This window comes from Klebsiella sp. HC6 (assembly GCF_022605325.1).
Lineage (GTDB): Bacteria > Pseudomonadota > Gammaproteobacteria > Enterobacterales > Enterobacteriaceae > Klebsiella > Klebsiella terrigena.
The window spans coordinates 4,640,503-4,666,142 of record NZ_CP093276.1; the positions used below are offsets into that span (position 1 = coordinate 4,640,503).

27 protein-coding genes and 1 other RNA gene are annotated in these 25,640 nt (G+C 55.9%); 11 read left to right on the forward strand and 17 right to left on the reverse strand.

The genetic code is table 11. The features are described 5' to 3' along the window. Positions 1-100 precede the first annotated feature (100 nt). From MMW58_RS22465 to MMW58_RS22480, 4 genes are all read right to left on the reverse strand, one after another. Positions 101-1,303 carry a glycoside hydrolase family 53 protein gene (locus MMW58_RS22465; protein ID WP_241722140.1) on the reverse strand — a complete coding sequence of 401 codons (1,203 nt, stop codon included), beginning with the start codon at positions 1,301-1,303 and terminating at the stop codon, positions 101-103. Positions 1,304-1,307: 4 nt separating this feature from the next. After that, positions 1,308-2,159 (reverse strand): sugar ABC transporter permease, encoded by an 852-nt coding sequence (locus MMW58_RS22470; RefSeq protein WP_041144345.1) that lies wholly within the window; start codon positions 2,157-2,159, stop codon positions 1,308-1,310. A 10-nt stretch (positions 2,160-2,169) separates the two neighbouring features. After that, positions 2,170-3,477, reverse strand: coding sequence for a carbohydrate ABC transporter permease (locus MMW58_RS22475; RefSeq protein WP_045854241.1), 1,308 nt, complete (start codon positions 3,475-3,477; stop codon positions 2,170-2,172). A gap of 134 nt (positions 3,478-3,611) precedes the next feature. Beyond that, on the reverse strand, positions 3,612-4,844 hold the full coding sequence (locus MMW58_RS22480; RefSeq protein WP_241722141.1) for an extracellular solute-binding protein: 1,233 nt from the start codon (positions 4,842-4,844) through the stop codon (positions 3,612-3,614). A 354-nt stretch (positions 4,845-5,198) separates the two neighbouring features. Between MMW58_RS22480 and MMW58_RS22485 the strand changes: the two genes are divergently transcribed. Further along, a complete protein-coding gene (locus tag MMW58_RS22485; protein WP_133596445.1) occupies positions 5,199-6,308 on the forward strand; it encodes an ABC transporter ATP-binding protein in 1,110 nt (369 codons plus the stop codon). Positions 6,309-6,573: 265 nt separating this feature from the next. After that, positions 6,574-8,133, forward strand: a complete 1,560-nt coding sequence (locus MMW58_RS22490; protein ID WP_241722142.1) for an EAL domain-containing protein — start codon at positions 6,574-6,576, stop codon at positions 8,131-8,133. 67 nt (positions 8,134-8,200) lie between these two features. On the opposite strand, the gene MMW58_RS22495 is transcribed toward MMW58_RS22490, so the two are convergent. Continuing rightward, positions 8,201-8,554 (reverse strand): DUF1428 domain-containing protein, encoded by a 354-nt coding sequence (locus tag MMW58_RS22495; RefSeq protein ID WP_045855408.1) that lies wholly within the window; start codon positions 8,552-8,554, stop codon positions 8,201-8,203. A gap of 92 nt (positions 8,555-8,646) precedes the next feature. Further along, on the reverse strand, positions 8,647-9,261 hold the full coding sequence (yczE, locus tag MMW58_RS22500) for a membrane protein YczE (RefSeq protein ID WP_133596443.1): 615 nt from the start codon (positions 9,259-9,261) through the stop codon (positions 8,647-8,649). Positions 9,262-9,348: 87 nt separating this feature from the next. Between yczE and yczR the strand changes: the two genes are divergently transcribed. Then, positions 9,349-10,776 (forward strand): MocR-like transcription factor YczR, encoded by a 1,428-nt coding sequence (gene yczR / locus MMW58_RS22505; protein WP_159235921.1) that lies wholly within the window; start codon positions 9,349-9,351, stop codon positions 10,774-10,776. Between the two features lie 132 nt (positions 10,777-10,908). Here yczR and MMW58_RS22510 read toward each other — a convergent pair whose 3' ends face one another. From MMW58_RS22510 to yeiL, 3 genes are all read right to left on the reverse strand, one after another. Further along, positions 10,909-11,124, reverse strand: a complete 216-nt coding sequence (locus MMW58_RS22510; RefSeq protein WP_041144338.1) for a hypothetical protein — start codon at positions 11,122-11,124, stop codon at positions 10,909-10,911. Then, complete coding sequence (locus MMW58_RS22515) at positions 11,121-11,378, reverse strand: hypothetical protein (RefSeq protein ID WP_045854235.1); 258 nt, start codon at positions 11,376-11,378, stop codon at positions 11,121-11,123. Before MMW58_RS22515 ends, MMW58_RS22510 begins: the two co-directional genes overlap by 4 nt. A gap of 474 nt (positions 11,379-11,852) precedes the next feature. Continuing rightward, positions 11,853-12,548 (reverse strand): transcriptional regulator YeiL, encoded by a 696-nt coding sequence (yeiL, locus tag MMW58_RS22520; RefSeq protein WP_159235920.1) that lies wholly within the window; start codon positions 12,546-12,548, stop codon positions 11,853-11,855. Positions 12,549-12,687: 139 nt separating this feature from the next. On the opposite strand from yeiL, the gene rihB reads away from it, so the two are divergent. The 3 genes from rihB to MMW58_RS22535 all read left to right on the forward strand — a co-directional run bounded on the left by rihB (position 12,688) and on the right by MMW58_RS22535 (position 15,708). Beyond that, positions 12,688-13,620: a ribosylpyrimidine nucleosidase gene (gene rihB, locus MMW58_RS22525; protein ID WP_241722143.1), complete on the forward strand. Its 933-nt coding sequence runs from the start codon at positions 12,688-12,690 to the stop codon at positions 13,618-13,620. Positions 13,621-13,696: 76 nt separating this feature from the next. Then, positions 13,697-14,947, forward strand: a complete 1,251-nt coding sequence (locus tag MMW58_RS22530) for a NupC/NupG family nucleoside CNT transporter (RefSeq protein ID WP_133596438.1) — start codon at positions 13,697-13,699, stop codon at positions 14,945-14,947. A gap of 194 nt (positions 14,948-15,141) precedes the next feature. After that, positions 15,142-15,708, forward strand: coding sequence for an HD domain-containing protein (locus MMW58_RS22535; protein ID WP_133596437.1), 567 nt, complete (start codon positions 15,142-15,144; stop codon positions 15,706-15,708). Positions 15,709-15,868: 160 nt separating this feature from the next. Here the strand turns inward: MMW58_RS22535 and arsC are convergent, their stop codons facing one another. The 4 genes from arsC to MMW58_RS22555 form a co-directional block, all read right to left on the reverse strand. Beyond that, the gene (gene arsC / locus MMW58_RS22540; RefSeq protein ID WP_095094441.1) at positions 15,869-16,294 is read right to left on the reverse strand and encodes a glutaredoxin-dependent arsenate reductase; all 426 of its coding nucleotides are present in this window, start codon (positions 16,292-16,294) and stop codon (positions 15,869-15,871) included. Positions 16,295-16,309: 15 nt separating this feature from the next. Further along, complete coding sequence (locus MMW58_RS22545; RefSeq protein WP_241722144.1) at positions 16,310-17,599, reverse strand: arsenic transporter; 1,290 nt, start codon at positions 17,597-17,599, stop codon at positions 16,310-16,312. A gap of 46 nt (positions 17,600-17,645) precedes the next feature. Further along, complete coding sequence (locus MMW58_RS22550) at positions 17,646-17,966, reverse strand: metalloregulator ArsR/SmtB family transcription factor (RefSeq protein ID WP_241722145.1); 321 nt, start codon at positions 17,964-17,966, stop codon at positions 17,646-17,648. A 185-nt stretch (positions 17,967-18,151) separates the two neighbouring features. Further along, the gene (locus tag MMW58_RS22555; protein WP_095094437.1) at positions 18,152-19,060 is read right to left on the reverse strand and encodes a LysR family transcriptional regulator; all 909 of its coding nucleotides are present in this window, start codon (positions 19,058-19,060) and stop codon (positions 18,152-18,154) included. 95 nt (positions 19,061-19,155) lie between these two features. On the opposite strand from MMW58_RS22555, the gene MMW58_RS22560 reads away from it, so the two are divergent. Both MMW58_RS22560 and MMW58_RS22565 read left to right on the forward strand, forming a co-directional pair. Continuing rightward, positions 19,156-19,992, forward strand: coding sequence for an SDR family NAD(P)-dependent oxidoreductase (locus MMW58_RS22560; protein ID WP_241722146.1), 837 nt, complete (start codon positions 19,156-19,158; stop codon positions 19,990-19,992). 119 nt (positions 19,993-20,111) lie between these two features. Continuing rightward, positions 20,112-21,359, forward strand: a complete 1,248-nt coding sequence (locus tag MMW58_RS22565) for an MFS transporter (RefSeq protein WP_241722147.1) — start codon at positions 20,112-20,114, stop codon at positions 21,357-21,359. Positions 21,360-21,448: 89 nt separating this feature from the next. On the opposite strand, the gene ffs is transcribed toward MMW58_RS22565, so the two are convergent. Both ffs and MMW58_RS30215 read right to left on the reverse strand, forming a co-directional pair. Beyond that, positions 21,449-21,545, reverse strand: an RNA gene (gene ffs, locus MMW58_RS22570) — signal recognition particle sRNA small type. A gap of 92 nt (positions 21,546-21,637) precedes the next feature. Beyond that, positions 21,638-21,760, reverse strand: a complete 123-nt coding sequence (locus MMW58_RS30215) for a hypothetical protein (RefSeq protein ID WP_256464571.1) — start codon at positions 21,758-21,760, stop codon at positions 21,638-21,640. Positions 21,761-21,828: 68 nt separating this feature from the next. Here MMW58_RS30215 and MMW58_RS22575 point away from each other — a divergent pair, with 68 nt between their 5' ends. Together MMW58_RS22575 and MMW58_RS22580 are read left to right on the forward strand one after the other, a co-directional pair. After that, positions 21,829-22,236: a hypothetical protein gene (locus MMW58_RS22575; RefSeq protein ID WP_045854230.1), complete on the forward strand. Its 408-nt coding sequence runs from the start codon at positions 21,829-21,831 to the stop codon at positions 22,234-22,236. A 65-nt stretch (positions 22,237-22,301) separates the two neighbouring features. After that, positions 22,302-22,613 carry an MGMT family protein gene (locus MMW58_RS22580; protein ID WP_041144334.1) on the forward strand — a complete coding sequence of 104 codons (312 nt, stop codon included), beginning with the start codon at positions 22,302-22,304 and terminating at the stop codon, positions 22,611-22,613. A gap of 33 nt (positions 22,614-22,646) precedes the next feature. On the opposite strand, the gene MMW58_RS22585 is transcribed toward MMW58_RS22580, so the two are convergent. Continuing rightward, positions 22,647-23,174: a YbaY family lipoprotein gene (locus MMW58_RS22585; protein ID WP_041144333.1), complete on the reverse strand. Its 528-nt coding sequence runs from the start codon at positions 23,172-23,174 to the stop codon at positions 22,647-22,649. 219 nt (positions 23,175-23,393) lie between these two features. Between MMW58_RS22585 and tesB the strand changes: the two genes are divergently transcribed. Next, positions 23,394-24,257, forward strand: coding sequence for an acyl-CoA thioesterase II (gene tesB / locus MMW58_RS22590; RefSeq protein ID WP_133596431.1), 864 nt, complete (start codon positions 23,394-23,396; stop codon positions 24,255-24,257). 65 nt (positions 24,258-24,322) lie between these two features. On the opposite strand, the gene amtB is transcribed toward tesB, so the two are convergent. Further along, the gene (amtB, locus tag MMW58_RS22595) at positions 24,323-25,612 is read right to left on the reverse strand and encodes an ammonium transporter AmtB (RefSeq protein WP_166646108.1); all 1,290 of its coding nucleotides are present in this window, start codon (positions 25,610-25,612) and stop codon (positions 24,323-24,325) included. Between the last annotated feature and the right edge of the window lie 28 nt (positions 25,613-25,640).

Consider the following 25,640-nt stretch of genomic DNA (forward strand, 5'->3'; position numbering starts at 1 on the left):
TTCCCTGAATAACTTGAGCATCGGCCGACGGGAAATTAATCCCATATCGGGGTAGCCAAATGCCGCCGGCGCCTGCGAAGCTCAATACGTCTCGGGGATATTAATTAAAGACTTTCATCGACGGTAATACTTTACCCTGGCAATCAAATAGCGCCTGGTTTTCACGGGCATTGCCCTGCTTCCACTCATCATGAATATATTTCATTCCCGCCGGCGTGGCCCAGGTATTTCCCGGCACGGCAATCCACGTGGGCTCCCAATAAAATATGCCCTTTCCGCGATGGTCGGGAACATCGGCAACGGCCTGCATTAAATCGTGAACGTAATTATATTGTCCCTGCACCGTTGCCGGATAGCCGCCGTCTTTTTCCTCTTTGGCCTGGAAACTATTTTCGGCACTGTCGCAATTCTCCAGGGTATAGGCGTAAGCGGCCTCCACCACGATAACGTCTTTGTTATAGCGTCTGCTGATATCGTCCATATTGGCCTTCAGCGCGCTAATCGGACCATTCCAGTAGGTGTACATCGACAGGCCAATGATGTCGTACGGCACGTTGCGCTTGCTGATTTCGTCAAACCACCAGCGGAAGGTATCGTTTTTGGTGCCTTCAGCCAGATGGAGCATGATTTTGACCTGCTCGCCGCCCTTCAGATTCTCCTTCAGACCATCGATGGCGGCGTTCAGCAGGCCGGCCAGCCGGTCAAACTCGCCGCCGCCCTGCCCCCAGCTTTTGCCTTCCGGCCACAGCATGCCGCCGTTAATTTCATTGCCAATCTGCACCATATCCGGCAGCACGCCCTCCTGCTTAAAGCGGGCGATGGTATCGCGGGTATAGTCGTGGATAGTAGTTTTCAGCTGCGGATAATCCATCTTTTCCCAGGCTTTCGGCTTGAACTGCTTGCCCGGGTCGGTCCAGAAATCGCTGTAGTGGAAGTCGAGCAGCAGCTTCATACCCTGCGCTTTTGCCCGCTTAGCCAGCGTCAGCGTTGCCGCCAGATCGTTATCGCCGCCGCCGTAGGCCTGGCCCTGCGCATCTTTCGGGTCAACCCACAGGCGCAGGCGCACGTAGTTAACGCCGTCGGCCTTGAGGATCGCGATGGGGTCCTGCAGCTGGTTGCTGTGGTTATAAAACTTTGCCCCGTGCTTTTCGGCATCCAGCAGGGTGGAAATATCCGCGCCTTTGATAAAGTCGGCGGGCATAGTGTTAAAAGAGCGCGTTTGCAGCGTATCGGCAGCATGCAAACTGGCGGAAAAACTGCATGCCAGACAAACAGCAAGCAGCGCGGGCGTTAATCTTTTCATGGGGTTATCCTTTTGTACTGCCAGAGGTCAGGCCGGAAACAAAGTATTTTTGTAATGCCAGATAGAGAATCGCTACCGGTACCGCAATCAGCACCGCACCCGCCGCATAGGTGGTGTAGCTGGCGCCCATTTTCTGCGCCACCAGGTTATACAGGCCGATCGGCAGCGTGTATTTGTCCGGCGTGCGCAGGATAGTGCTCGATAAAATGAAGTCCCCCAGCGGACCGGTGAACGAAAACAGCGCGACCACCGCCAGAATCGGCTTCGACAACGGCATGATGATTTCGAAAAAGATCCGCAGGCTGCTGGCGCCGTCCATACGCGCCGACTCGTCCAGATCTTTGGGGATCGCGTCGAGGTAGCCCTTCATCAGCCAGGTGTTCATCGGGATCATGCCGCCAACGTAGATCAGCACCAGCGCCAGATGGCTGTTGATCAGGCCCAGCAGCTGCGAGAGGACAAAGATCGCAATCAGCGCCGAAAACTGGGGGATCATCTGCAACAGCAGAAACAGCATCAGCCCGTTCTGCCGTCCTTTAAAACGAAAGCGGGAGAAGGCGTAGGCGGTGAAGCTGACGCTGATGAGGGTCAGCGCCATGGTCATGAAGCTGATCTTCATCGAGTTCCAGTACCAGGTCAGATAGTTCACGTTACCGTTGAACAGATCGGCGTAGTGCTGGAAGGAGAGATTCTCCGGAATAATCGAGGTGCTGAGCAGGCTGTTGCCGGCGTTCAGCGACGCCCCAACCGTCCAGACCAGCGGATAGATGATGATCGCCGACACCGCGGCGATAACCAGCCAGGTGAGCGACAGGCGAATCCACTTTTCGCGTTTAATACTGGGTGATTTAGCCATGTTGCTTCCCTTACGCCATCTCGTCATTTTTAAAGGATTTAGTGGCGCGGAACTGCCACAGCGCCAGGCCGACGACAAAAATCGACAGCAGGATGGTAATGGTCGCCGCAATGGCATATTGCGAAGACGACATCGTCAGCTTGTAGATCCACGACACCAGGATATCCGTCCCGCCGGCGTTCGACCCCGCCACCGCAGGCCCGCCGTTGTTGAACAGGTAAATGATGTTGAAGTTGTTAAAGTTGAAGGTGTACTGGGTGATGATGATCGGCGCAATCGAGTACAGCACCAGCGGCAGCGTAATCGTCCGCAGACGGGTCCAGGCGCTGGCGCCATCCATCGTTGCCGCCTCATACAGATCGTCGGGGATCGCCTGCAGCACGCCGGTGGTCATGGCGAATACGAACGGGAAGCCCAGCCAGGTCTGCATCATAATCAGCGCGGTTTTAGTCCAGAACGGGTCGGTCAGCCACGCCTTCGGGCTGATGCCAAAGAAGGAGAGGATCGCGTTGTTAATCACCCCGAACGAGTCGTTAAACATTCCCGCAAACACCAGAATGGTGACGAAGCCCGGCACCGCCCACGGCAGGATGAAAATGGTGCGGATCATCGGCTTGAAGCGCAGATCTTTCTGGTTGACGAGGATCGCCAGCAAAACGCCAACGGTACACTGCAGGGTGGTCGCCAGCAGGGTCCAGACCACCGTCCACTGCAGGACGTCAAAGAACGTCGAGCGCCAGATAGAGAGGGTAAAGATATTAATAAAGTTCTTTAATCCCACCCAGTCCACCAGCTTCGCCGGCGGCGTGTGGTAGAGGTTGTAGTTGGTAAACGCAATCGCGAAACCGAACAAAATCGGGAAGATCACGACAAATACCAGCAGAATGAAGCCGGGGGTAATCATCAGATACGGGAAGCCGTCTTTGAGCAGCATCTGGTACTGCTTGCGAACGCTGTTTAGCGCCACGCCCTCATCGCGCTTTTTGCCGTTAACCCAGGCATCGCGCAGCGAGAGAGAGTAGACCAGCACGCCAAAAGCGACGATCAGTACGCTGATTATCCCTTCCGCCAGCAGGAAAATAGAGTTGTCTCGCGGCACCTCTTCACCGAGGGTGTACAGCCCCCACAGCCCCTGATGCAGGAAGTCGTAAAAAACGCTCATAAAACTGCTCAGCAGCACGAGGAAAACCAGCCCCTTCAGCCACTGACGATGATAAAACTGGCCAAAACCCGGCACCACAGCCAGCAGCAGGCCGCACCACGCATGGCGTCCCGCGCCGCGCGCTGCGGCAATATTTTCGCTGGGATTGATAATCACACACGACTCCTTCTGAAAACGGGAGGTTCCCCGCCCGTTCTGTTACAGCGATACCCTGGATCGTTCGCGCTGCGTTACAGCGCGAATCAACGTCGCCAACCTACGCGTCGCCTGCAGAGTGGCGAACATCGCAATTACTGGTTACTGGCCTGCATCGCTTCAATTTGCATTTTGATCTGTTTTTCCGCGTTATCGAGCGCCGCCTGCGGCGCCTGCTTGCCGGTCAGACTCAGCTCCAGCGCGGCGTTAGCCGGCCCCCAAACCTCGCCCATCTCCGGGATCCCCGGCATCGCCGTGGCGCGCGCCGACTGCACCGCCACCGCGCTGGCCTTCTCATCATTTTTGATTAACGGGTCGTCAATCATCGCCTTCAGCGCCGGGATTTCACCGGTGGCGACGTAGCGGGCCTTCGCGTACTGCGGCTGATTGATAAACTCAATAAACTGCTGCGCCAGCGCTTTGTCTTTGCTCCAGGTCGACACCACGTAGCCTTTCACGCCGAGGAAAGAGCTCATTGGCTTACCGTCCGGCAGCGTCGGCAGCGGTACGACGCCGTAGTTGATCCCCGCCGCTTCGTACGGCTGGAAGGCCCACGGGCCGTTGATCACCGCCGCCGCTTTTTTCTCGGTAAACAGCGAGTCGATCGCGTTCAGGCCGTTATCGCCAAGGATCCCCGCCGGGAAGACGTTATCGCTGTAGAATTTTTTCAGGAAGGTCACCGCCTCGACGGCCCCCGGTTTATTCAAACCGACGTCCTGCGGGTTAAAGCCGCCGTTGGCGTTTTTGCCAAAGATATAGCCGCCCATCGGGCCAATCGCCCCCCAGCTGTAGTAAATCTGGTCAAACTTCGCCAGCAGGCCGTATTTGTTCTGCGCACGCTGCGCCTTCGAGAAGTCATACCACGCCTGCAGGCTATCCAGCGGCTTGTCGATCAGGTCTTTGTTATAGATCAGCACCAGAGTTTCTACGGCTTTCGGCACGCCGTAGAGCGCATTATCGAGGCGGAAAGCGCCGATCGATGCCGGCGTAAACGCCTCTTGTTTCGCCTGCTCCAGCTTCAGCGGCGACAGCAGCCCCTGAACCACCGCTCCGCCCAGCTGGTCGTTGGGGATAACCAGTACGTCAGGGCCAATACCCGCCGGGCCATCGAGACGCAGCTTTTCCAGCTGCTGCGCGTAGGGCATTTCCTGCACGCTGACCTTCACGTCGTACTGTTTTTCAAAATCGCTCACCGCGGCTTTGATGCCGTCGGATTTTTTGATGTCTTCCCAGACGTTAAGCTGGCCGGCGGCCTGCGCCTGCAGGCTAACCAGCTGTCCGGCAGCCAGCGTCGTGAGGATAAGTGCGGCAAGAGTGTTCTTTTTCATTATCAACCTCATGTGAAGGTATAACAATTTATTGGTTTTTATTAAGCCATTCGACGTTTGTCGATGTTTACATCAGGCATTTTACGGTGATTTATAACGCTAAAACCCAACTTTCGTGATTTGTTATACGCTACGCTTTGAAGGCGGATAAAACCATATGAAGCTACCAGTTGTGTGATCGTGCTTGCAGAAATGAAACATCGGTGTAGGGCGCAAAAATACTGGAAGTTATAGTCACAGCATGATTTCAGTGCTGTTGATCATCGGTCAGACGAGTTGTTACACGTAATACAAAAACCCGCTGCAACCCTAATCCCAACGGCAAATAACGACTACTAACCCCGGGGAACGTTGATGTCCAATATACGACTGAGGAATGTCACCAAACGGTTTGGCAGTACCGTGACGCTGCATCAGGTTAATCTTGATATCGAAGATGGTGAATTTGCGGTTTTCGTTGGGCCTTCCGGCTGCGGAAAGTCAACCCTGCTGCGAATGATTGCCGGTCTTGAAGAGGTCAGCGATGGTGAGGTGCTGATTGGCGATGAGGTGATGAATGACGTTGTTCCCGCCCACCGCGGCGTGGCGATGGTATTCCAGTCCTATGCGCTCTATCCGCATATGACGGTCGCGGAAAACATGGGCTACGGCCTGAAGGTCAATAAAGTGCCGAAAGACGAGATCCGCCGTCAGGTTGAAATGGTGGCGAAAACCCTGCAGCTCTCGCATCTGCTGGACCGCAAGCCCAAACAGCTCTCCGGCGGCCAGCGCCAGCGCGTGGCGATCGGCCGCGCCATCGTGCGCAATCCGCGGGTGTTCATGTTCGATGAACCGCTCTCTAACCTCGACGCCGAGCTGCGCGTCGAGATGCGTCTGCATATCGCCAAACTGCACCATGAGCTCAAAACTACGATGGTGTATGTCACCCACGATCAGGTTGAAGCCATGACCCTTGCCGATAAGATCGTGGTGATGAACTACGGCAAGGTTGAGCAGATGGGCTCGCCGATGTCGCTGTACTACAACCCGGTCAATAAATTCGTTGCCGGGTTTATCGGCTCGCCGAAGATGAACTTCCTGCCCGCAACGGTCACCGCATGGCAGCCGGGCCAGCTCAGCGTGAAGATGGCGCAGGATCATCACCTGACGCTGAATATCACCACCGCCCCGGTACGGCCCGGCGATAGCGTCACGTTAGGGATCCGCCCTGAGCATCTGTCGACCGACGTTCGCAGCGGGACGGTCGTCGGCTTCCAGTGCGAAGTCGTTGAACGTCTGGGGAACAACACCTATCTGTTCGGCCAGTGCTACGGTCACGATAATGTCAAAATCCTGCTCCCCGGCGACGTGCACTTCCGCCCGTGGCAGAAAATCGACGTCGCCTTCGACGACGGCTTCTGCATGGTCTTTGATGAAAATGACCTGCGCATCAGCGCCGATATTGCCGCCCCGGACGCCCACTAGACCTTCATGATGAGCAACATCTCGCTGTCACGATCGTCGATTAAGCTGTTACGGAATGCTTAACGCTAGCGCGGAAGGCATTCCGGCCCTCGTTTTTTCCGCGCGTTCAACGCTTTGAACGCTGCGGATCGTCCATCTTAGCCCGATATCGGCGGCATCTTCCGGTTCGGGCATTTTTTACATCCAATAATAATTCACCTCTGCCGTAACCTTTTTACGCTATCGGGTATACTCAGCGAACCCCCTCTGACATAAGGATATTCTCATGACGACCCGGCATCTGGTGAGTCTGGTTACGGGGGTGCTGATTCTCGCCATTATTTTACCCACCGGGCTGAGCATCTGGCTGGCAACGAGTCAGGCAAAAACGCAGTTTTATAGCGAACTGGATAACTACTCCAAACGCGTTTTAATGCGGGTTCAGCAGGTTGCCGATCGGGCGAAAGAGGCGCTGCAGGAAGCGGAGGCCATTCCCTACGCCCCGTGTAGCCCGCAGCATTTACAGGCGATGCGGCGCATTGCCTATACCCATCGCTACGTGCAGGAAGTGCTGTGGCTGCATGATTCAGTCCCGCAGTGCTCTTCGCTTGAAGACCGCAGCGCGCCCGTCAAATTTCCCGAGCCCGATAGCATCACCTCCGACGGCTACCGCGCCTGGCTGACAACCCTCAACGATCTCGGCTTGCAGCGCCGAATGACGGCCCTGGGCAGCGATAACCACATGGTGATGATAGATCCCGCATCGTTTATCGACGTCGTCCAGCTGGGCCCGGATGAGATCCACACCGTTCTGTTTGGCACCCGGCGCGAACGGGCGATCGTCAGTAGCGAAAAGATCGATCCGCTTATCTGGGAGAAAATCAAAAACCAGAATGCCAAAACGCTGACCCTCGACAATACCGTTTTCCGCATTCGCCGCATCCCGGAGCTGGGCCTCGGGATTGCGACCTGGTCTTCGACCTTGCCGCTGCAGGAGCGATGGCGGCATCAGCTGCTGCTGTGGGTACCCATCGGCCTGTTTACCAGCCTGCTGGCCTCATTTTTAATTCTGCGGCTGCTGCGTCGGCTGCGCTCGCCGCGCTATGCGATGCTGGATGCCCTGAACTCCAACGCCATCCAGGTCTACTATCAGCCGGTTGTTTCGCTGCAGAGTGGCAAAATCGCGGGGGCGGAAGCGCTGGCGCGCTGGAAGCAGCCCGACGGCAGCTTTCTGTCGCCGGATATTTTTATCCCGCTCGCCGAACAAACCGGGCTTATTACCCGCTTAACCGAAGATCTCGTCCGAACCATTTTTGCCGACCTCGGCCCCTGGCTACAGCGACGCCCGGAGGTCCATATTTCGATTAATCTGTCAGTTGATGATTTGCGCTCGCCACAGCTGCCGATACTTCTGCGCGAACAGCTTCAGCACTGGAATATCGCCGCGCGGCAGATCATTCTGGAGATTACCGAGCGCGGCTTCGTTGACCCGCAAACCACGCTGCCGGTGATCGCCAGCTACCGTCAGGCAGGGCACCGCATCTCCATCGATGATTTCGGCACCGGCTACTCCAGCCTGAGCTATCTGCAGCGGCTGGACGTTGATACCCTAAAAATCGATAAATCGTTTGTTGATACGCTGGAGTATAAACCGCTGACGCCGCACATCATCGAGATGGCAAAGGCGCTCGACCTGGCGACGGTTGCGGAAGGCGTGGAAACCGAACGCCAGCGCGACTGGCTGCGCGATCACGGCGTGATATACGCCCAGGGCTGGCTGTACAGCAAAGCGCTGCCGAAAGAGGAATTTATTCTGTGGGCGGAAAATAACCTGAAGAGAACGTGAACGCCGCGCAGCTGGCTAACACCATCCCCGAAACCGGCGGGCCGGCGGGGATGGTGCTGCTGGCAGATTATTCATCGAGTAGCGGCGCAAAGCCGCCAAAGATCATGCGCTGGCCGTCAAAGGGCATTCCCTCTCCCAGCGCCTTCATCCGCGGGTCCGTCATCAGTTTTGCGTTGGCGCTATCCCTCGCCTCTTTCGACGGATATTCGATCCAGCTGAATACCACCTCTTCATCGTCCTCGGCTTTTACCGCCATCCGAAAGTCGGTGTACTTGCCTTGCGGCACGTCGTCCGCCCAGCACTCCACAACGCGCAGCGCGCCAAACTCTCTGAACAGTGACGCGGCCTTCGCTGCCATCTCGCGGTATGCTTCCTTATTCTCCGCGGGCACGGCAACGACAAAACCATCAACGTACTTCATGAGCATTATCTCCGAAGTGAGCAGCGCAGCCGGCGAACCCGGCCGCATCTGCAGCGTTAAGTTTAGTTCTCATCGCCGAAGACGGCATAAAATCAGGATGCGGCTTCGCGACCGGCGTTAACGGGCTGCGCAGCGACGGGCTGGCGGAACCAGGGCAAACAGAGCTGAATAAGCGGCCCGATGGTCAGCGCATACAGCACGGTGCCGACGCCAAAGGTGCCGCCGGCCATCCAGCCAATCAGCAGGACCGATACCTCGATGGCGGTGCGGATCCCGCGCAGCGACCAGCCGGTACGGGCATGGAGTCCGGTCATCAGGCCGTCGCGCGGCCCGGGGCCAAATCCGGCGCCAATATACATACCGGTTGCCAGGGCGTTGAGGACCACCGCGCCGACCAGCAGCAGGCTGCGCGCCACCACCGATTCAAGCGGCGGCAAAACGGCCAGGGTCGCATTTGCCGCCAGGCCCAGCACGATCACATTGCTGATGGTACCCAGCCCGGGCATCTGGCGCAGGGGGATCCACAGCAGCAGGACCGCCGCGCCGGTCAGGATCATGACCGTGCCAAAATCCAGACCAAACTGTTTACCCATGCCGAGATGAAAAACATCCCACGGGTCGGCTCCGAGGTTAGCGTGCACAAAGAGCGCGGTCGACACGCCGTACAGAACAAGGCCGATATAGAGCTGCAGTAGACGACGTAACATTTTTTGCCTCTGGATGATTGCGGACCTCTCCATCATCGGCAAAAATGGATTGATAATTAATGGCCAGTTTTACAAAAGTGGATCGCTATGGCTTCTCGTCGATTTGGTACGCAATCTTTGGTGCGCCTGCTGGGAAACTGGCAGGAGTCCGCCTCCCGCACCCCGCTCTGGCGCCAGCTGGCAGAAGCCCTGAGGCTACTGATCCTTGACGGCCGCCTGACGCTGGAAACGCGCCTGCCCGGCGAGCGCGAGCTGGCGACGGCGCTGAGCGTTAGCCGCACGACCATCGCCAGCGCGCTCGGCCAGCTGCGGGAAGAGGGGTATCTTTACAGCCGCCAGGGCAGCGGCTCACGCATCGCCCTGCCCCAGCGCCAGGCTGGAACGGTGGAACAGGCCGCCAGCGCCACGTCGGTGAACCTGGCCACCGCCGCCCTCAGCGCCGGGCCGGAAATCCATCAGGCCTACCATCACGCGCTGGGCGTGATGCCTCAGCATCTGACCAGCACCGGCTACGATCAGCAGGGACTGGCGACGCTGCGCGAGGCGATAGCCCGCCGCTACTGCGAGCGCGGTTTAGCGACCCAGGCTGATGAAGTGATGATTGTTAACGGCGCGCTTAGCGGCCTGGCGCTGGTGCTGCGCTTAATGACCGGACCCGGCGACCGCGTGGTGGTCGATGCCCCAACCTACCCCATGGCGATCAGCGCGATTCAGGGAGCCTCCTGCCGGCCGGTTGGCGTGGCGCTGCCCGCCCAGGGCTGGGACTGCGACGGCCTGGCGGCAACCATTGCGCAAACCGCCCCGCGCCTGGCCTGGCTGATGCCGGACTTTCACAATCCCACCGGCCGCTGCATGGATAGCGCCACGCGACAGCGGGTGGCTGATATTGCGGCCCATACGCGCACCACGCTGGTGGTCGATGAGACAATGGTTGATTTATGGTACAACGCCCCGCCGCCTCCGCCGCTGGCGGCCTTCAATCCCGAGGCGCCGGTTATCACCATCGGCTCTGCCGGCAAAAGCTTCTGGGGCGGGCTGCGCATTGGCTGGATCCGCGCGTCGTCCCGAACCATCGCCTCGCTCGTCCAGGCCCGCGACTCCCTTGACCTCGGATCGCCTCTGCTCGAACAGCTGGCCTGCTGCTGGCTGCTGGAAAATGAAAAACAGCTGCTGCCGCCGCGTCGGGCAATGCTGGCCGCCCGCCGGGATATGTGCGGTAAATTAATGGCTGAATATTTTCCCCACTGGCACTTTACGCCGCCGGAGGGCGGACTCTCTTTTTGGGTTGAACTACCGGGGATGCTGGCGACGATACTTTCCGCGCGGGCAGAAAGCCGCGGTATTCATATCGGGACCGGGACGCGCTTTGGCCTCGCAGGGGCTTTCGATCGCTATCTGCGGCTGCCGTTTACGCTGGAGGATGAGGCGCTGCGCAGCGCCTTCACTACGCTACAGCCGCTGTGGCATAGTCTTGCACAGCAGAGTGAAAATACGCGGGCGCGGAAAATAATATAATAAAATATCGACGGGCTGGGTTCAGCCCGTCAAAAATCATCGTCCATGACGGATATGAGATGTTTTTATAAAATTGCAGTTCATCTTGTCATCGCAATATGTCAGCGGAATGACAAAATCAACCGCATTTCATTAATGCTGGCGCGGAATGGGAAAACTTTTTAACGAGATAATAAAACCATCGTCATCTTTTTTTATTTTTGCCCCGGTTTCACACCAGTCGGACGCAATGCGAAAGAACTCATCGCTGCCGATATTCCAGTTCAGGCGAACGTGCTTCACATACCCTGAACGTAACATGTCGCAGGCTTCGCTGTAGTTGCTGGCTGTAGAGAGTTGTTGTTTCATTTTCTCTTCTTCAGAATCTTTCTTAATGCTTTGATTTCTTTAGGGGTTAATGGGGTTGCTTCCTCTTCGGTATGCTGGCTGTCAATGTCCTCTTCCGAAACCCCCGCCTCGTCCGCTGAATCCGCTATTTGAAAAGCGAGTAGCAGCAGTTTCTCCGTCGCAGTACCCAGATTTTCGTTATTTACTTCCGCATAGTGACGCAGCTTCTCTTTTAATTCTGCATCAATTTTTACGTTCAAAACCACTGTGGTCATAGTCACGCTTCCCGTGCAATAAATTCATCATAATTAATACACGAAGTTAACATGTTGATCCAGACATATATTTACGGCTTGTAATCTGGCAACAAATTCCCACTACTAATCTGCCAGTTATTTATGACGAATGCATGACGGATATATTTCAGTATTATTTCAAAATTATGACAGCTCATTTTTTGGGTAGCAGAAGAGTCGACTTTGTGCAAAAAAATAAATTCGCTGCCGCTGCCGGGCGACGAGCCTCTTCGGGTCGCGTAGAAGCAGATGAAGAACGGATCCTGACCGATAATCAGCCACTGCGTTGCGTGGAACGGCTTCACTCGATGGAAGGCGACTGCCGACCCCTGCGAGATCCACCCTCAGGCTATCCAGTTTGGTTTCATACCTGTCGCGGGCGGCCTGCTTCCCGTCCCGCAGGCTGGCTCAGTTTGCTACTTCCGCCTTCGGGCGGCTAGCGCGGCGCGAGCCTCACTTACTGCCGGCAGCTGTCGTATTGGGGTCCATCTCGCGCGCCAGCGCCGTTAGCGCTTTTTTATTACTTATCGCATAGCCGGTATTGAGTTTGAGCAATATTCCCTGAGCGCACAGCTGCGCAATCACGTACAGCAGGTGGCGATAGGTTACGCCAAGATACTCCGCGACCTGCGTATGCTTTTCTTTGTAGTGCGCATCGTGCTCGGTCAGCAAAATAAAAGCTGCCAGGCGATTGAGCAGCGGATAGGCCTGGTTACGCGTCGACGTAACAATATTGCGGTGATTCTTGCCAACCAGCCCGAGGCAGACGTTGCGCAGAAATAACGTATCGTTGAGCAGTGCGCTGCGTAAGATTTTGACCGGCAATGCCAGACACCAGCACTCTTCAATGGCCTGCACCGCGCGAGAGGGATGCTGTTCATCTAACACTTCTATTTCCCCTATAAAACAGGGGGCGCTAAAGAAATCGACCAGGGATATTCGGCCATTGGCTAACGTGACGTAAAGTTTGGTCCGTCCGCGCACCAAATAAAAAAGAAAGGTCGGTAAAGTCCCCTCCCGCACAATGTAGTCTCCGGCCTGGGCATGGAGTAAATGTGTGTTGCGGATCACATCCATTGAAAATTTATCGGCATAGCCAGACTCCTTTATCAATTGATTTTTAAAGGATTCATTCTGTACTTCTTTCATCTGTCGCCTGCCTATATGAGATTTCTCATGCCTGCAATATTTTGCCGCTGATAAGGTGAAAACGTCAACCCTACTTCACCTGCTTATTTCTTCATAAATAATATCCAGGTGAGCCAAAAATAAAAGATGAGGAATAAAAATGACAGCGCGTAAAATAATTCTGGACTGCGACCCGGGTCACGATGACGCAATAGCAATCATGCTCGCCGCAAAACATCCGGCAATTGAATTACTGGGTATCAGCATCGTTGCAGGAAATCAAACGCTCGATAAAACCTTGATTAACGGCCTGAACGTTTGTCAAACCCTGAATATTGACGTTCCGGTACACGCCGGGATGCCGCAGCCGATTATGCGTAAACAAATTGTCGCCGATAACATTCATGGCGAAACCGGACTGGACGGCCCGATATTCGGCCCGCTCACTCGCGAGGCCGAAAAAAAGCACGCGGTTAACTTTATTATTGATACGTTAATGGATAGCGCAGGAGATATTACTCTGGTCCCGGTGGGGCCGTTAACTAATATCGCGGTCGCGATGCGGATGCAGCCGGCGATTATTCCAAAAATACGCGAAATCGTGCTGATGGGCGGCGCCTATGGTACCGGAAACTTCACCCCCTCTGCCGAATTTAATATTTTCGCCGACCCCGAGGCCGCTCGCGTGGTCTTTACCTCTGGCGTTCCGCTGGTGATGATGGGGCTCGATTTGACCCACCAAACGGTTTGTACCCCGGATATTATCGCGCGCATGGAGAATGCCGGCGGTCCGGCAGGTAAGCTCTTCAGCGACATGATGAACTTCACGCTGAAGACGCAACACGACAACTATGGCCTGGAAGGCGGCCCGGTGCACGATGCCACCTGCGTCGCCTATCTCATCAACCCCGACGCCTTCAAGGTGCAGGAGATGTACGTCGAGATCGACGTCAACAGCGGGCCATGCTATGGCCGCACGGTCTGCGACGAGCTGGGCGTGCTTGGCCAGGCACCGAATACCAAAGTTGGCATAACTCTGGATACCGCCTGGTTCTGGGAACTGGTCGAAGAGTGCGTGCGTAAATATCATTAATTAAACCACCATGGGCAGAATGCAGTCGCCCATACCGCTATGAAACATCCCAAAGATGACATGAAGAGAGATCATTATGGATATACTGAGAAGCATTCTTGGTATGGTGGTACTGCTGGCGATTGCATTTCTGCTATCAGTCAATAAAAAAAATATTAGCCTACGCACCACCGGAGCGGCACTGTTAATACAGATTATTATTGGCGGCGCCATGCTATATCTCCCGCCAGGAAAATGGCTGGCCGAGAAAGCGGCAAACGGAATTCATCACGTATTATCCTACAGCGACGCCGGCAGCGCCTTTATCTTTGGCGCCCTCGCCGGACCGCAAATGGATAAGGTGTTTGACGGTGCCGGCTTTGTTTTTGCCTTTCGCGTCTTACCAGCCATTATATTTATTACCGCGCTGGTGAGTATCCTGTATTACATCGGCGTCATGGGGTTTTTAATTCGTATATTAGGCGGATTATTTCAGAAGGCCCTGAAGATTAGTAAGATCGAATCTTTTGTCGCGGTGACGACGATATTCCTTGGGCAGAATGAAATTCCGGCAATCGTCAAACCGTTTATTCATCGCCTCAACCGCAATGAACTCTTTACCGCAATCTGCAGCGGCATGGCGTCGATTGCCGGCTCAACGATGGTGGGATACGCGGGGCTCGGCGTGCCGATCGAGTTCCTGCTGGCCGCCTCGCTGATGGCTATTCCCGGCGGAATTCTGTTTGCTCGTTTACTCAGCCCCGCCACGGAAGAGTCGAAGGTCGATTTTGATAATCTCTCATTCAATGAAACCCCCGCGCGCAGCTTTATAGAAGCTGCGGCATCCGGGGCCATCATTGGCCTGAAAATCGCCGCCGGGCTGGCAACGGTGGTGATGGCATTCGTTGGCATCATCGCGCTGATCAATGGGATTCTGGCCGGCATCGGCGGCTGGTTTGGCTATGGTCATGCAAGCCTGCAGGCTATTCTGGGCGTGGTACTGGCGCCGCTGGCGTGGCTGATGGGCGTTGACTGGAGTGACGCTGCGCTGGCAGGCAGCCTGATCGGCCAGAAGCTGGTGGTGAATGAGTTTGTTGCCTATCTGAGCTTCTCACCCTATCTACACGCTCCCGGCCTGTTGGATAGTAAAACTATCGCCATTGTGTCGTTCGCCCTGTGTGGATTCGCCAATTTTGGCTCCATCGGCGTGGTGGTGGGCGCATTCTCCGCCGTGGCGCCGGATCGCACCTCGGAAATAGCCCGTCTGGGCATGCGGGCCCTGCTCGCAGCGACCCTGTCGAATCTGATGAGCGCCACTATCGCCGGTTTCTTTATCGGTATTGGCTAAACGTTAGGCCTCTGCGATGGCGGCCGCTCAGGGCTGCCATCGTCCAGCGGGCGGGTCCCCTCGGTCACCCGCCCGCTTCCTGAACCACGGCGGTAGCCCCTAACATGCGCGCTCACCGTAAGCCATGCCTATGGGCCAGGCAGGAGAAATAGCGCCCATACTTACGATACATTCTCTGAATGAAGGAAAATGCCATGACGGCGTTGGAACAACAGTTAACGTTTCTGCGAGAAATCGACAAACTTAAAACGGTGATACGCCAATCACCGTTGCTTGATAAAAGCCGCAGGGAAAACTCCGCCGAGCACTCCTGGCATCTGGCGATGTACGCCTTAATCTTGAGCGAATACGCCAGCGGTACGGTTAATCCCTCTCGGGTGATAAAAATGCTCCTGCTGCATGACGTTGTCGAAATAGACGTTGGCGATCATCCCATTCATCACGCTTACTCAGGCGAGCTCTATCAGGAGGAGTCAGCGGCCGCGACGCGGCTGTTTGGTTTATTGCCGCAGCCGCAATGCACTGAGCTCAATAATTTGTGGCAAGAGTTTGAGCTGGCAGAAACCGCAGATGCGCGATTTGCTAAAGCCCTCGATCGCTTTCAGCCCCTGCTGGTGAATATCTTTACCGATGGAGGAACCTGGCAAGAAAACGGCGTATCGCTTGAACAGGTATTAACCCGCTATGGGCCGACGATAAAAAGGGGCTCACCTGCGCTATGGGAAACGTGCGAGAGTTTGATAATGAAGCATTTTTGCTAATATTTGACGACCATGACGCGGGCAGAGCGTAGATACATATTGCCCAGCGGGCGACTTCGGGCTACCGCGCAAAATACAAATCAGCCCATACCATCCGCTCAGAACCTCACGCCCAGGGGCGCGGACAACACGGATGATGCGGGATAGCCTGTGGTTAAACTTAAATCAGTCGCTTGCCATCCTTATCAACGACTTTTTCCCCGTCTTCCTTAATGAACTCTCCCTGCTGGGGCGCAGGCAGAATCTCGAGCACCACCTCTGACGGGCGACACAGACGCGTTCCCAGCGGTGTAACGACGATCGGGCGGTTGATCAAAACCGGATGACTCAGCATGGCTGCAATCAGTTCTTCATCGCTGAAGCGGTCTTCAGCTAAACCAAGCTGGTCGTATGGTTCAACATTTGTCCGCAATAATGCGCGAACACCGATCCCCATTGCGCCGATCAGCGCCTTAAGTTGCGCCCTGGTCGGTGGCGTTTCCAGATAGAGAATCACGGTTGGTTCAACACCGCTATTTTGAATCAAAGCCAGCGTATTACGGGATGTTCCACATGCTGGATTGTGATAAATGGTTATATCAGTCACGGTTCTTCTCCTGTCTTACAGGGAAAGCGACAGGCGCAGAGCCAGCGCGCTAAGGGTGACCAATAACACAGGCAGCGTCATAGCCACGCCCATCCGGAAATAGTACCCCCAACTTATTTTAATGTTTTTCTGATCAAGTACATGTAACCAAAGCAAGGTTGCGAGACTGCCTATTGGTGTGATTTTCGGCCCCAGATCGCAGCCAATCACATTGGCATAGATCATCGCTTCCTTGATAACCCCTGATGCCGTACTTCCATCTATCGATAAAGCGCCAATCAGGACAGTGGGCATGTTGTTCATGACCGATGACAAGAACGCAGATAAGAAGCCGGTTCCCAGCGTAGCTGCCCAGATGCCCCGATCCGCAAACTGATTGAGAACAGCGGAAAGGTATTCGGTGAGTCCTGCGTTACGCAGACCATAAACAACCAGGTACATTCCAAGAGAGAAAATAACTATCTGCCAGGGCGCCCCGCGCAACACTTTGCCCGTGTTGATGAAATGCCCGCGTTTAGCAACAAGGAAGAGTATTAACGCCCCTGCTGCGGCAATAGCGCTTACCGGGATTCCAGCAGGCTCCAGCACAAAAAAGCCGGCTAAAAGAAGCAATAACACGATCCAACCCGTTCTGAACGTCGCCAGGTCTTTAATAGCCTCTGCTGGTGCTTTCAATCGCGATAGCTCGTAAACGGCGGGAATGTCTTTACGGAAGAACAGATGAAGCACGGCAAGCGTGGCAGCAATAGCGGCAAGATCCACCGGTACCATCACGGAAGCGTAATCACTGAATCCCAGCTGGAAGAAGTCAGCGGAAACAATGTTCACAAGATTAGAGACGATCAGCGGTAAACTTGCCGTATCCGCGATAAACCCGGCGGCCATAACAAAAGCCAGCGTTGTTCCTTTGCTGAAACCCAGCGCCAGCAGCATAGCAATAACGATCGGCGTAAGAATCAGCGCCGCGCCATCATTAGCGAAAAGTGCAGCAACGGCAGCCCCCAACAAAACGATGTAGGTAAACAGAATCCGCCCGCGTCCATTCCCCCAGCGGGCAACATGCAGAGCACACCATTCAAAAAAACCCGATTCATCAAGCAGTAAGCTGATAATGATGACCGCGATAAAGGCCCCGGTAGCATTCCAGACAATGTGCCATACAGCCGGAATGTCGTTGACTTGTATAACCCCCGTAACTAAAGCCAGTGCCGCTCCAGTAGAAGCCGTCCAGCCAATACTGAGGCCGCGAGGCTGCCAAATCACAAAGATAATGGTGAGTACGAAGATTGCTCCTGCCAATAACACGACAAACCCCTTAAACACATTCGATTTAGTGAATGTGTATTTATTATCAGCCGCAGATCGCGGCATTGGCGCTATTTAAAGACTCCCGCACTTGATCGCGTTGACTACTCCAGGCAGTTTCGATGATGGAAGCCACCCAGGCAGGCATGTGCGGGGAAAGTCGATAATAAATCCATTTTCCTTCACGCCGATCCAGCACCAATCCGGCCTCTCTCAGCAAGGCTATATGCCGGGAAACTTTGGGTTGAGATTGATGAGTGACCGAGCAAAGCTCGCATACGCACAGCTCCCCCGCCTCTCGCAGCAGTAGAATAATCGTCGTGCGCGTCTCGTCTGCAAGTAGCTTGAAAAGTTGAACAGGTCGCATCCGTAAGCAGCTCCAGTGGAAAATTAATACATATGTTATTCCATATGTATTAAAAGTAAAGCCTGGCGTTGCAGACTCGGAGTAACAATGCGACCGGTTCAGCCACTGCTTGCAGGACTGCACAAAAATGGCAGGGCCGATTCCAGCCGACGGTGACATTCACGGGTCAGAGCAGTTTATAATTTCTAATCGACAAGGCGATCAACGAAGTCAAGCAGTACACGGGTTTTAGTGGGGACATATCGGCGCGAAGGGTAGTATGCGTAGAGAGGGAACCGATGATCTGACCACTCAGGGAAAACCTGTACCAGCTGATTTGCGGCCACGTAATCTTCAATACCCAGCTCAAAAAGCTGCGCTATACCCAGTCCGGCAAGACAAGAGCTGTATACAGTCCCCGGATCGTTGACTGTCAGCATACCCTGCGGCTCAACAAGTAGTTTCTTACGACGCTGATGAAACTCCCATGGAAACGGTTTTCCTGTGACGGGCTCCCTGAACAAAATACATTTATGCGGTGGAGACTCCAGCTCTCGGGGATCCGTCGGATGGCCGAATCGCTGCAAATAGTCCGGTGATGCCATAGCCAACACTCTGGTATCAAATAACTTTCTGGCTACCAGCGATGAGGATTGAGGATGGCCAAAGCGCAGAGCAAGATCAAAACCGTCCGCAACCAGGTCACCTGGCTCATCCTTGCTTCGCAATTCAATTTCTAATTCCGGATAACGATCCATGAAGGCCCCAAGGCGAGGGGCCAGAATGAATCTTGCGAACAGGGGATCGACATTGACTCGCAATTTTCCGCGGACACGTTCAGCGTCCCCTGCTGCGCTGCTGGTCGCTTCTGCCAGAGCGCCGATAAGTGGCATGACTTCCTCATAGAAGCGTCGTCCTTCATCCGTCAGACGTACCTGCCGTGTCGTGCGCTCGAAGAGGCGAATGCCCAATCTGGCCTCAAGGCGCGCGATGGCTCTGCTGACGCCGGACTGTGACATATCCACAATCTCTGCCGCTTTTCCAAAACTGCGCGTGTCGACTATTGCAGCCATGACGTCCAGGCCTTCCAGAAGCTGCTTGCTGAATGCGCTCATTTATGACTCCGACACATAAATATTGTGATTCCCATGCTATCGCATTTCAAAGCACGGCGGGACAGAATTGCACCAACGCGAAAGAGCGTTGCTCCATGAACGAAGCGCTTTCTTTAAATGCCGGGGCGATTGACCGGCACAAACAGGATAACCAGATGGCAAGAATCTTCATCACCGGATCGTCTGATGGCCTGGGCCAAATGGCGGCGAAACTGCTCGTAGCCCAGGGTCACCAGGTCGTTCTGCATGCCCGTAATAAAGCACGCGCAGAATATGCCCTTGCACAGCTCCCGGGAGCCCGGTCGGTACCAGATGCCGATCTTTCGAGTATTGAGGAAACGAAGGCTCTGGCATATCGCAGTAATGATATGGGGCACTTCGACGCCGTGATTCATAACGCGGCAGCGGGCTTTCAGGAGCCTGGACGCATCGCAACCGTCGACGGTCTGCCCCATGTGTTTGCAGTGAACTCACTTGCACCTTACATCCTGACAGCGCTGATCAATGTGCCCAAAAGGCTTATCTATATCAGCTCAAGACTGCACCTGAATGGCGATCCGTCCCTGGCAGACCTTGCGTGGGAGACACGCCTCTGGAACGGAATGCAAGCCTGCTCTGACCCTAAGCTACATGTTGTGCTGCTCGCTTTTGCCGCTGCCCGCCGCTGGCCCGAAGTCTTATCTAACTGCGTCGAACCTGGCAGGGTTGCAACGAAGATGGGCGGAGCAAATGCCCCTGACGACCTCGATCTTGCCTGTCGTACTCAGGCCTGGCCCGCTGCCGGGGTCTCTCCCGCACGTCGCGTAGCGGGCGACGACGTCTATCACCAGACATCGGCAGAAGCTATGCGTGCGGCATTCGAGCCTACGCTTCAGGATAGCTTCATGAAGAGATGCGCCCGGTTTAGCGGAGTTGCGCTTCCCGCCCACTAATCACGTCCAGGTTATATCCAACCCCGCGGTCGATTTGCCCGGGGAAGGTAGCGCTATGCCTGAAAAAAGCCGCAGCGACGCCAGACCTATTTAATTGTTCATTTTAATGGAGAACATTCATGCACTCTCATGGTACTGAATCTAAAGTCGATTCATCATCGCAGACGCACCACGCCGCTCATCATCGAGGTAGCAATATTTCTCAAGCGCGAGCGGTTGCCGCCATACTCGCATTGAGCATGGGCTGCTTTACCTTTGTCAGCACCGAACTCATGCCTGTCGGCGTATTGCCGGCAATGGCTGAGGGTTTGCATGTATCGCTCGGAGCAGCGGGCTATCTTGTGACGATATTTGCCTTCATGGTGGCCCTCACGGCCGCGCCGCTCACCAGCATATTGGCTGGATTCAACCGTAAAGCGCTAATGGCCGGTTTGCTGGCCGCGTGCTGCGTCGGCAACCTGGTCACCTTTCTGGCGCCGGGCTACTTTGTCGTCTTTCTGGGGCGTATTCTTGTCGCAGCCGCGATTGGGGTATTTTGGTCTACCGCTGTTGTCACGGCGGTACATATGGTTTCTGCCCGTCATGCAGTGAGGGCCACTGCCATCGTTTTTGGCGGCGTCTCTCTGGCAGCAGTGCTCGGGGTTCCTGTCGGGACGATGTTGGGCGATCTGTATAATTGGCGCGCAGTATTCGCCGCGCTCTCCGCGCTGAGCCTGTTAGTTTTCACGCTTATTGTCTGGTCGGTACCCGCCGTTCGCATTTCCAAAGCCGCCAGGCGTGGTGCAATGTCGTCCGTGCTGAAAAACGGGCCGCTGCTTGCCGTATTCGCTATCACCGCCCTGGTCGTGACCGGCAATTTCCTGGCATATACCTACATCTCGCCCTACCTGGAGCAGATCGCAGGACAAAGCCCTGCGCAGATCGGCATGCTGCTTCTCATCTACGGCGCTGCTGGCGTGGTCACCAACTTTGCCATCGGTCCCTTTGCCTCCAGCGCCCCGCGTACAAGCCTTGGCCTGGTCACGGCCCTCTTCATGCTGAGTCTGGCATGTCTGAATTCGGCTGCGGCCAGCACGGCCGCGTTGTTTATTACATTGGCGGCATGGGGAGCCGCATATGGGGCACTGCCCGTTCTGCTGCAAACGCTGGTGTTCCGGGAAGCGTCCCGGATTCCGGGAGCCGCTGACGCCGCGACCTCCATCAATGTCTCGGTATTCAACGCAGCGATCGGTCTCGGCTCTTTGCTTGGCGGAATGTTGATTAACCTGGCCGGTCCGCATCCCATTCCCTATCTGTCTGCATGCTTTGGCCTGGCAGGATTAGGGGCCATTTTTATCAGCCGTGAAGGCAGGTCACGCCAGCATTAAGTTAATCGCATCGAGCGAAGAAAAGAGGATGAATATCAACGTACCGGGGGGAAGTGCGAGGGGAAAACGCTAGCAGAATTGGGTGGGGGCCCTGCCAGCTACATCCCGGCACACACGTCGTCTGCTCTGGCTGCTTCCTTCCGGATCTGACCTGGTAAACAGAGTAGCGTTGCGGGAGAACCAACAGAGCCCCCATTGAGAGCGTTGTTAACCAACGCGCCGGCGCATTATCCCCACTGCGGCGCTGAATTGCAAGCTGGCGTCGCTCGGATGCTGGTTTATTGCGCAAAGCCGCCAATAAGCTGGCTAAAAGCCGCCGTCGTGCGGGCTGTTAATTTTCGAAACAATCCTTCCGGGACAATACGAGGGATTGCGAGCGCCGTCGCGGCAGGATGCTTCATGCTCATCCATACTTTATCAGATACCGAAGCCCTCTTTTTAATCAATATCTTATCAGTATGGGGAATCCATGAGTGAATCACCGCGTTTGACGTCAACTCTGGCGATGCCGGCGATTGACGGCGTGACCGTATCCTTCAAGGGCTTGCACTACCTGCGCCCGGAGCTGGTGCTGGATTTTATCACCATCAGCAGCGGCACGATGCTGGCGGTGACGCCGGTTGCGCTGCTCTACTCCACCGTCGGCGTGCTGCAAAGCGTCGAGTTACGCAGGCTGCCTATCGCGGTCTGCGGGCGCGTGGTTTACCCCATCACCTCGCAGAAGCTCCCTGCCCTGCGCGCAAAGCTGATTATTAACGCTCAGTCGCGGCGGCTTAAGTTTCTCGAAAGCCTGATGGCTTTGACTCCGCATGACAACATACACGGGATGCAGACCCTCGGCCTGGCGCTGGAATTTACCCTTGCGCATTCCGCTTAAACCGCGGGCTGTACAGCCCGTTATCCAGCGCTTATCCTGAACCTTTCCCGGCAACAGGGCGCCTCATGGATCCTCAAGACACATTTCCTCAGCGGGTATGGCAGATTATCGCCTCTATACCGGAAGGCTATGTCGCCACCTACGGCGACGTCGCGCTGCTGGCAGGCTCGCCGCGCGCGGCCCGCCAGGTGGGCGGCGTGCTCAAGCGTCTGCCGGAAGGCTCCGCTCTGCCGTGGCATCGGGTGGTGAATCGGCACGGCGATATTTCCCTGACCGGGCCGGACCTGCAGCGTCAGCGCCAGGCGCTGCTGGCCGAGGGGGTACAGGTCTCCGGCAGCGGGCATATCGACCTGCAGCACTATCGATGGATTTATTAAAAAAAATGCCCCTGAACAGGGGCATGTGAGGTCTTATTGCGCGACGGCCGGCGTGTTCGCCGCTGCGCCATCGCCGGCGACAGGTACCGCGGTTTGCTGTACCGGTACCAGCAGCAGATCGGCACGACTGCCGCCACCGTTGACCACCGTCTGGACCGTATCGGTGATAAACATCAGCTGCCCATTGACCGTAATGGCCGAGCTCAGCAGGATACGCGCGTTAGGCTTTATATCCGCCTGGTTGTACGGCAGAACAAAGTTATACGGCGGCTGCTGGCCTTCGGTACGTACGGCTTTCTGCGCCAGCACGCGCGACGGCGCGTCGGCCAGTGAAGCATCAGACAAGGTCACGGTCAGTACCGCATCCGGCGGCAGGGCAACTTTCTGCCGAATAGAGATAGTCCCGGAAACGTTAGGCTGTTGCTGCGAGGACGTCAGTGACGCGATGCCGTAAGGATCGGCGGCAGCCGCGTTATTTTTCGCACTGTCGCTGTGATTATTGGCACAGGCGGTCAATGCGGTGGCAACGGCTAAAGCACTTAACATATAGGCAAATTTCATGTTGTTCTCCTTTTCATCCCTATATACACAGGAGCATGTCCTACCGACTGAATGGCATGAACATTTGTATCGTGCATAAGTGTGGCACAGATCTCAGATCTCTTCCTGCAAACGACCCCTTATTCAGATTATTACACCCATCGGACCACTTGCGATTCCAGGTTATACTTTGCCTCAATACGCGCCGCGAGAAGCGGTTATCACCGATTGAGGGTAAATATGAGTCAGGCACTAACCAATCTGCTGGCATTGTTAAATCTGGAAAAAATTGAAGAGGGGCTGTTCCGCGGGCAGAGCGAAGATCTGGGGCTGCGTCAGGTTTTTGGCGGCCAGGTCGTCGGCCAGGCGCTGTACGCGGCGAAAGAAACCGTGCCTGCCGAGCGTCTGATCCACTCGTTCCATAGCTACTTCCTGCGCCCCGGCGATAGCCAGAAGCCGATAATTTATGACGTCGAAGTCCTGCGCGATGGCAACAGCTTCAGCGCGCGCCGGGTGGCCGCGATTCAAAACGGCAAGCCGATTTTCTATATGACCGCCTCTTTCCAGGCCCCGGAGCCGGGCTACGAGCATCAAAAAACGATGCCAGCGGCCCCGGCGCCGGACTCTCTGCCTTCAGAGACCGATATTGCCCGTAAGCTGGCGCACCTGCTGCCGCCGCAGGTCAAAGATAAGTTCCTCTGCGATAAGCCGCTGGAGATCCGCCCGGTTGAGTTCCATAACCCGCTAAAAGGCCACGCCGCGGAGCCGACCCGCCAGGTATGGATCCGCGCCAACGGCGCCGTCCCGCAGGACATCCGCATCCATCAATACCTGCTGGGCTACGCCTCGGACTTTAACTTCCTGCCGGTCGCGCTGCAGCCGCACGGCGTGGGCTTCCTTGAGCCCGGAATGCAGGTGGCCACGATCGATCACTCGATGTGGTTCCATCGTCCGTTCAACATTAATGAGTGGCTGCTGTACAGCGTTGAGAGCACCTCAGCCTCCAGCGCCAGAGGATTCGTGCGCGGCGAGTTCTATACCCAGGACGGCATCCTGGTGGCCTCAACGGTGCAGGAAGGCGTGATGCGCAACCGCAATGCATAGGGCGTAACGGCATAAAAAAAGCCTCCCGAGGGAGGCTTTGCTGCTACTGGAGATAACACAAGGATTCAGGCGTTGTAGGCGTTTTCGCCGTGGCTGTTGACGTCCAGACCTTCGCGCTCCTGCTCTTCCGGTACGCGCAGACCGACGGTCATATCAGCAACTTTATAGCCGATCCAGGCGACGATGCCGGACCAGACGATGGTGATGCCGATACTTTCCAGCTGCACCAGCAGCTGATGCCCCATGGTGACGCCTTCTGCGTAACCCACACCGCCCAGAGAAGTCGCGGCAAAGATGCCGGTCAGGATACAGCCGACAATCCCACAGACGCCGTGCACGCCGAACACATCGCACGGGTCGTCAACGCGCAGCCAGCGCTTCAGGACGGTCACGCCCCACAGACCCGCCAGACCGGCAGCAAGACCGACAATCAGTGAACCACCCACGCCGACGTAACCACAGGCTGGCGTAATGCCGACCAGACCGGCAATCGCCCCGGAGCAGGCGCCCAGCAGGGACGGCTTACCGCGGGTCACCCATTCGCCGAAGGTCCAGGCCAGAATCGCAGCGGCAGTCGCCACGACGGTATTCACAAATGCCAGGGCCGCAATTTCGTTCGCCGCGCTCGCAGAACCGGCGTTGAAGCCAAACCAGCCAACGTACAGGATCGCGGTGCCGGTGAAGACCATCGGCAGGTTATGCGGTTTGAACGCCTCTTTGCCAAAGCCCACGCGTTTGCCCATCATGTAGGCACCCACCAGCCCGGCAACCGCGGCGTTGATATGCACGACGGTACCGCCGGCAAAATCCAGCGCGCCGTGCGTCGCCAGCAGACCGCCGCCCCATACCATATGGGCAATCGGGACATAGGAGAGCGTCATCCACACCACCACGAAGATCAGCACCGCGGAGAAGCGAATACGCTCCGCCAGCGCGCCGACGATGAGGCCGACGGTGATACAGGCGAAGGAGCCCTGGAAAGCAACGTGAATGTACTGATAGAAGGAGCCCATCAGCGCTTTCAGCTCAATATTCTTCAATAATACCCAGTCAAAGTTGCCGAAGAAGCTGCCGCCGGTGCCGAACGCCAGCGTGTAGCCGTAGACCACCCACAGAACGCACACCAGAGCAAAGGTGACAATCACCTGAGTCAGCATCGAAAGCACGTTTTTGCCGCGAATCAGGCCGCCGTAAAACAGCGCGATGCCCGGAATAGTCATAAACAGCACCAGCGCGGTGCAAATCATCATAAAGGCGTTGTCGGCTTTATCCGCCACCGCCGGTGCGGCCATGGCCAATCCCGGGAGAAGCGCCAGCGCACCCAGACCTGTTTTCATTGTTGTTGCTATTTTCATCTTCTCAATCCCCATCACTGTGTGGTCT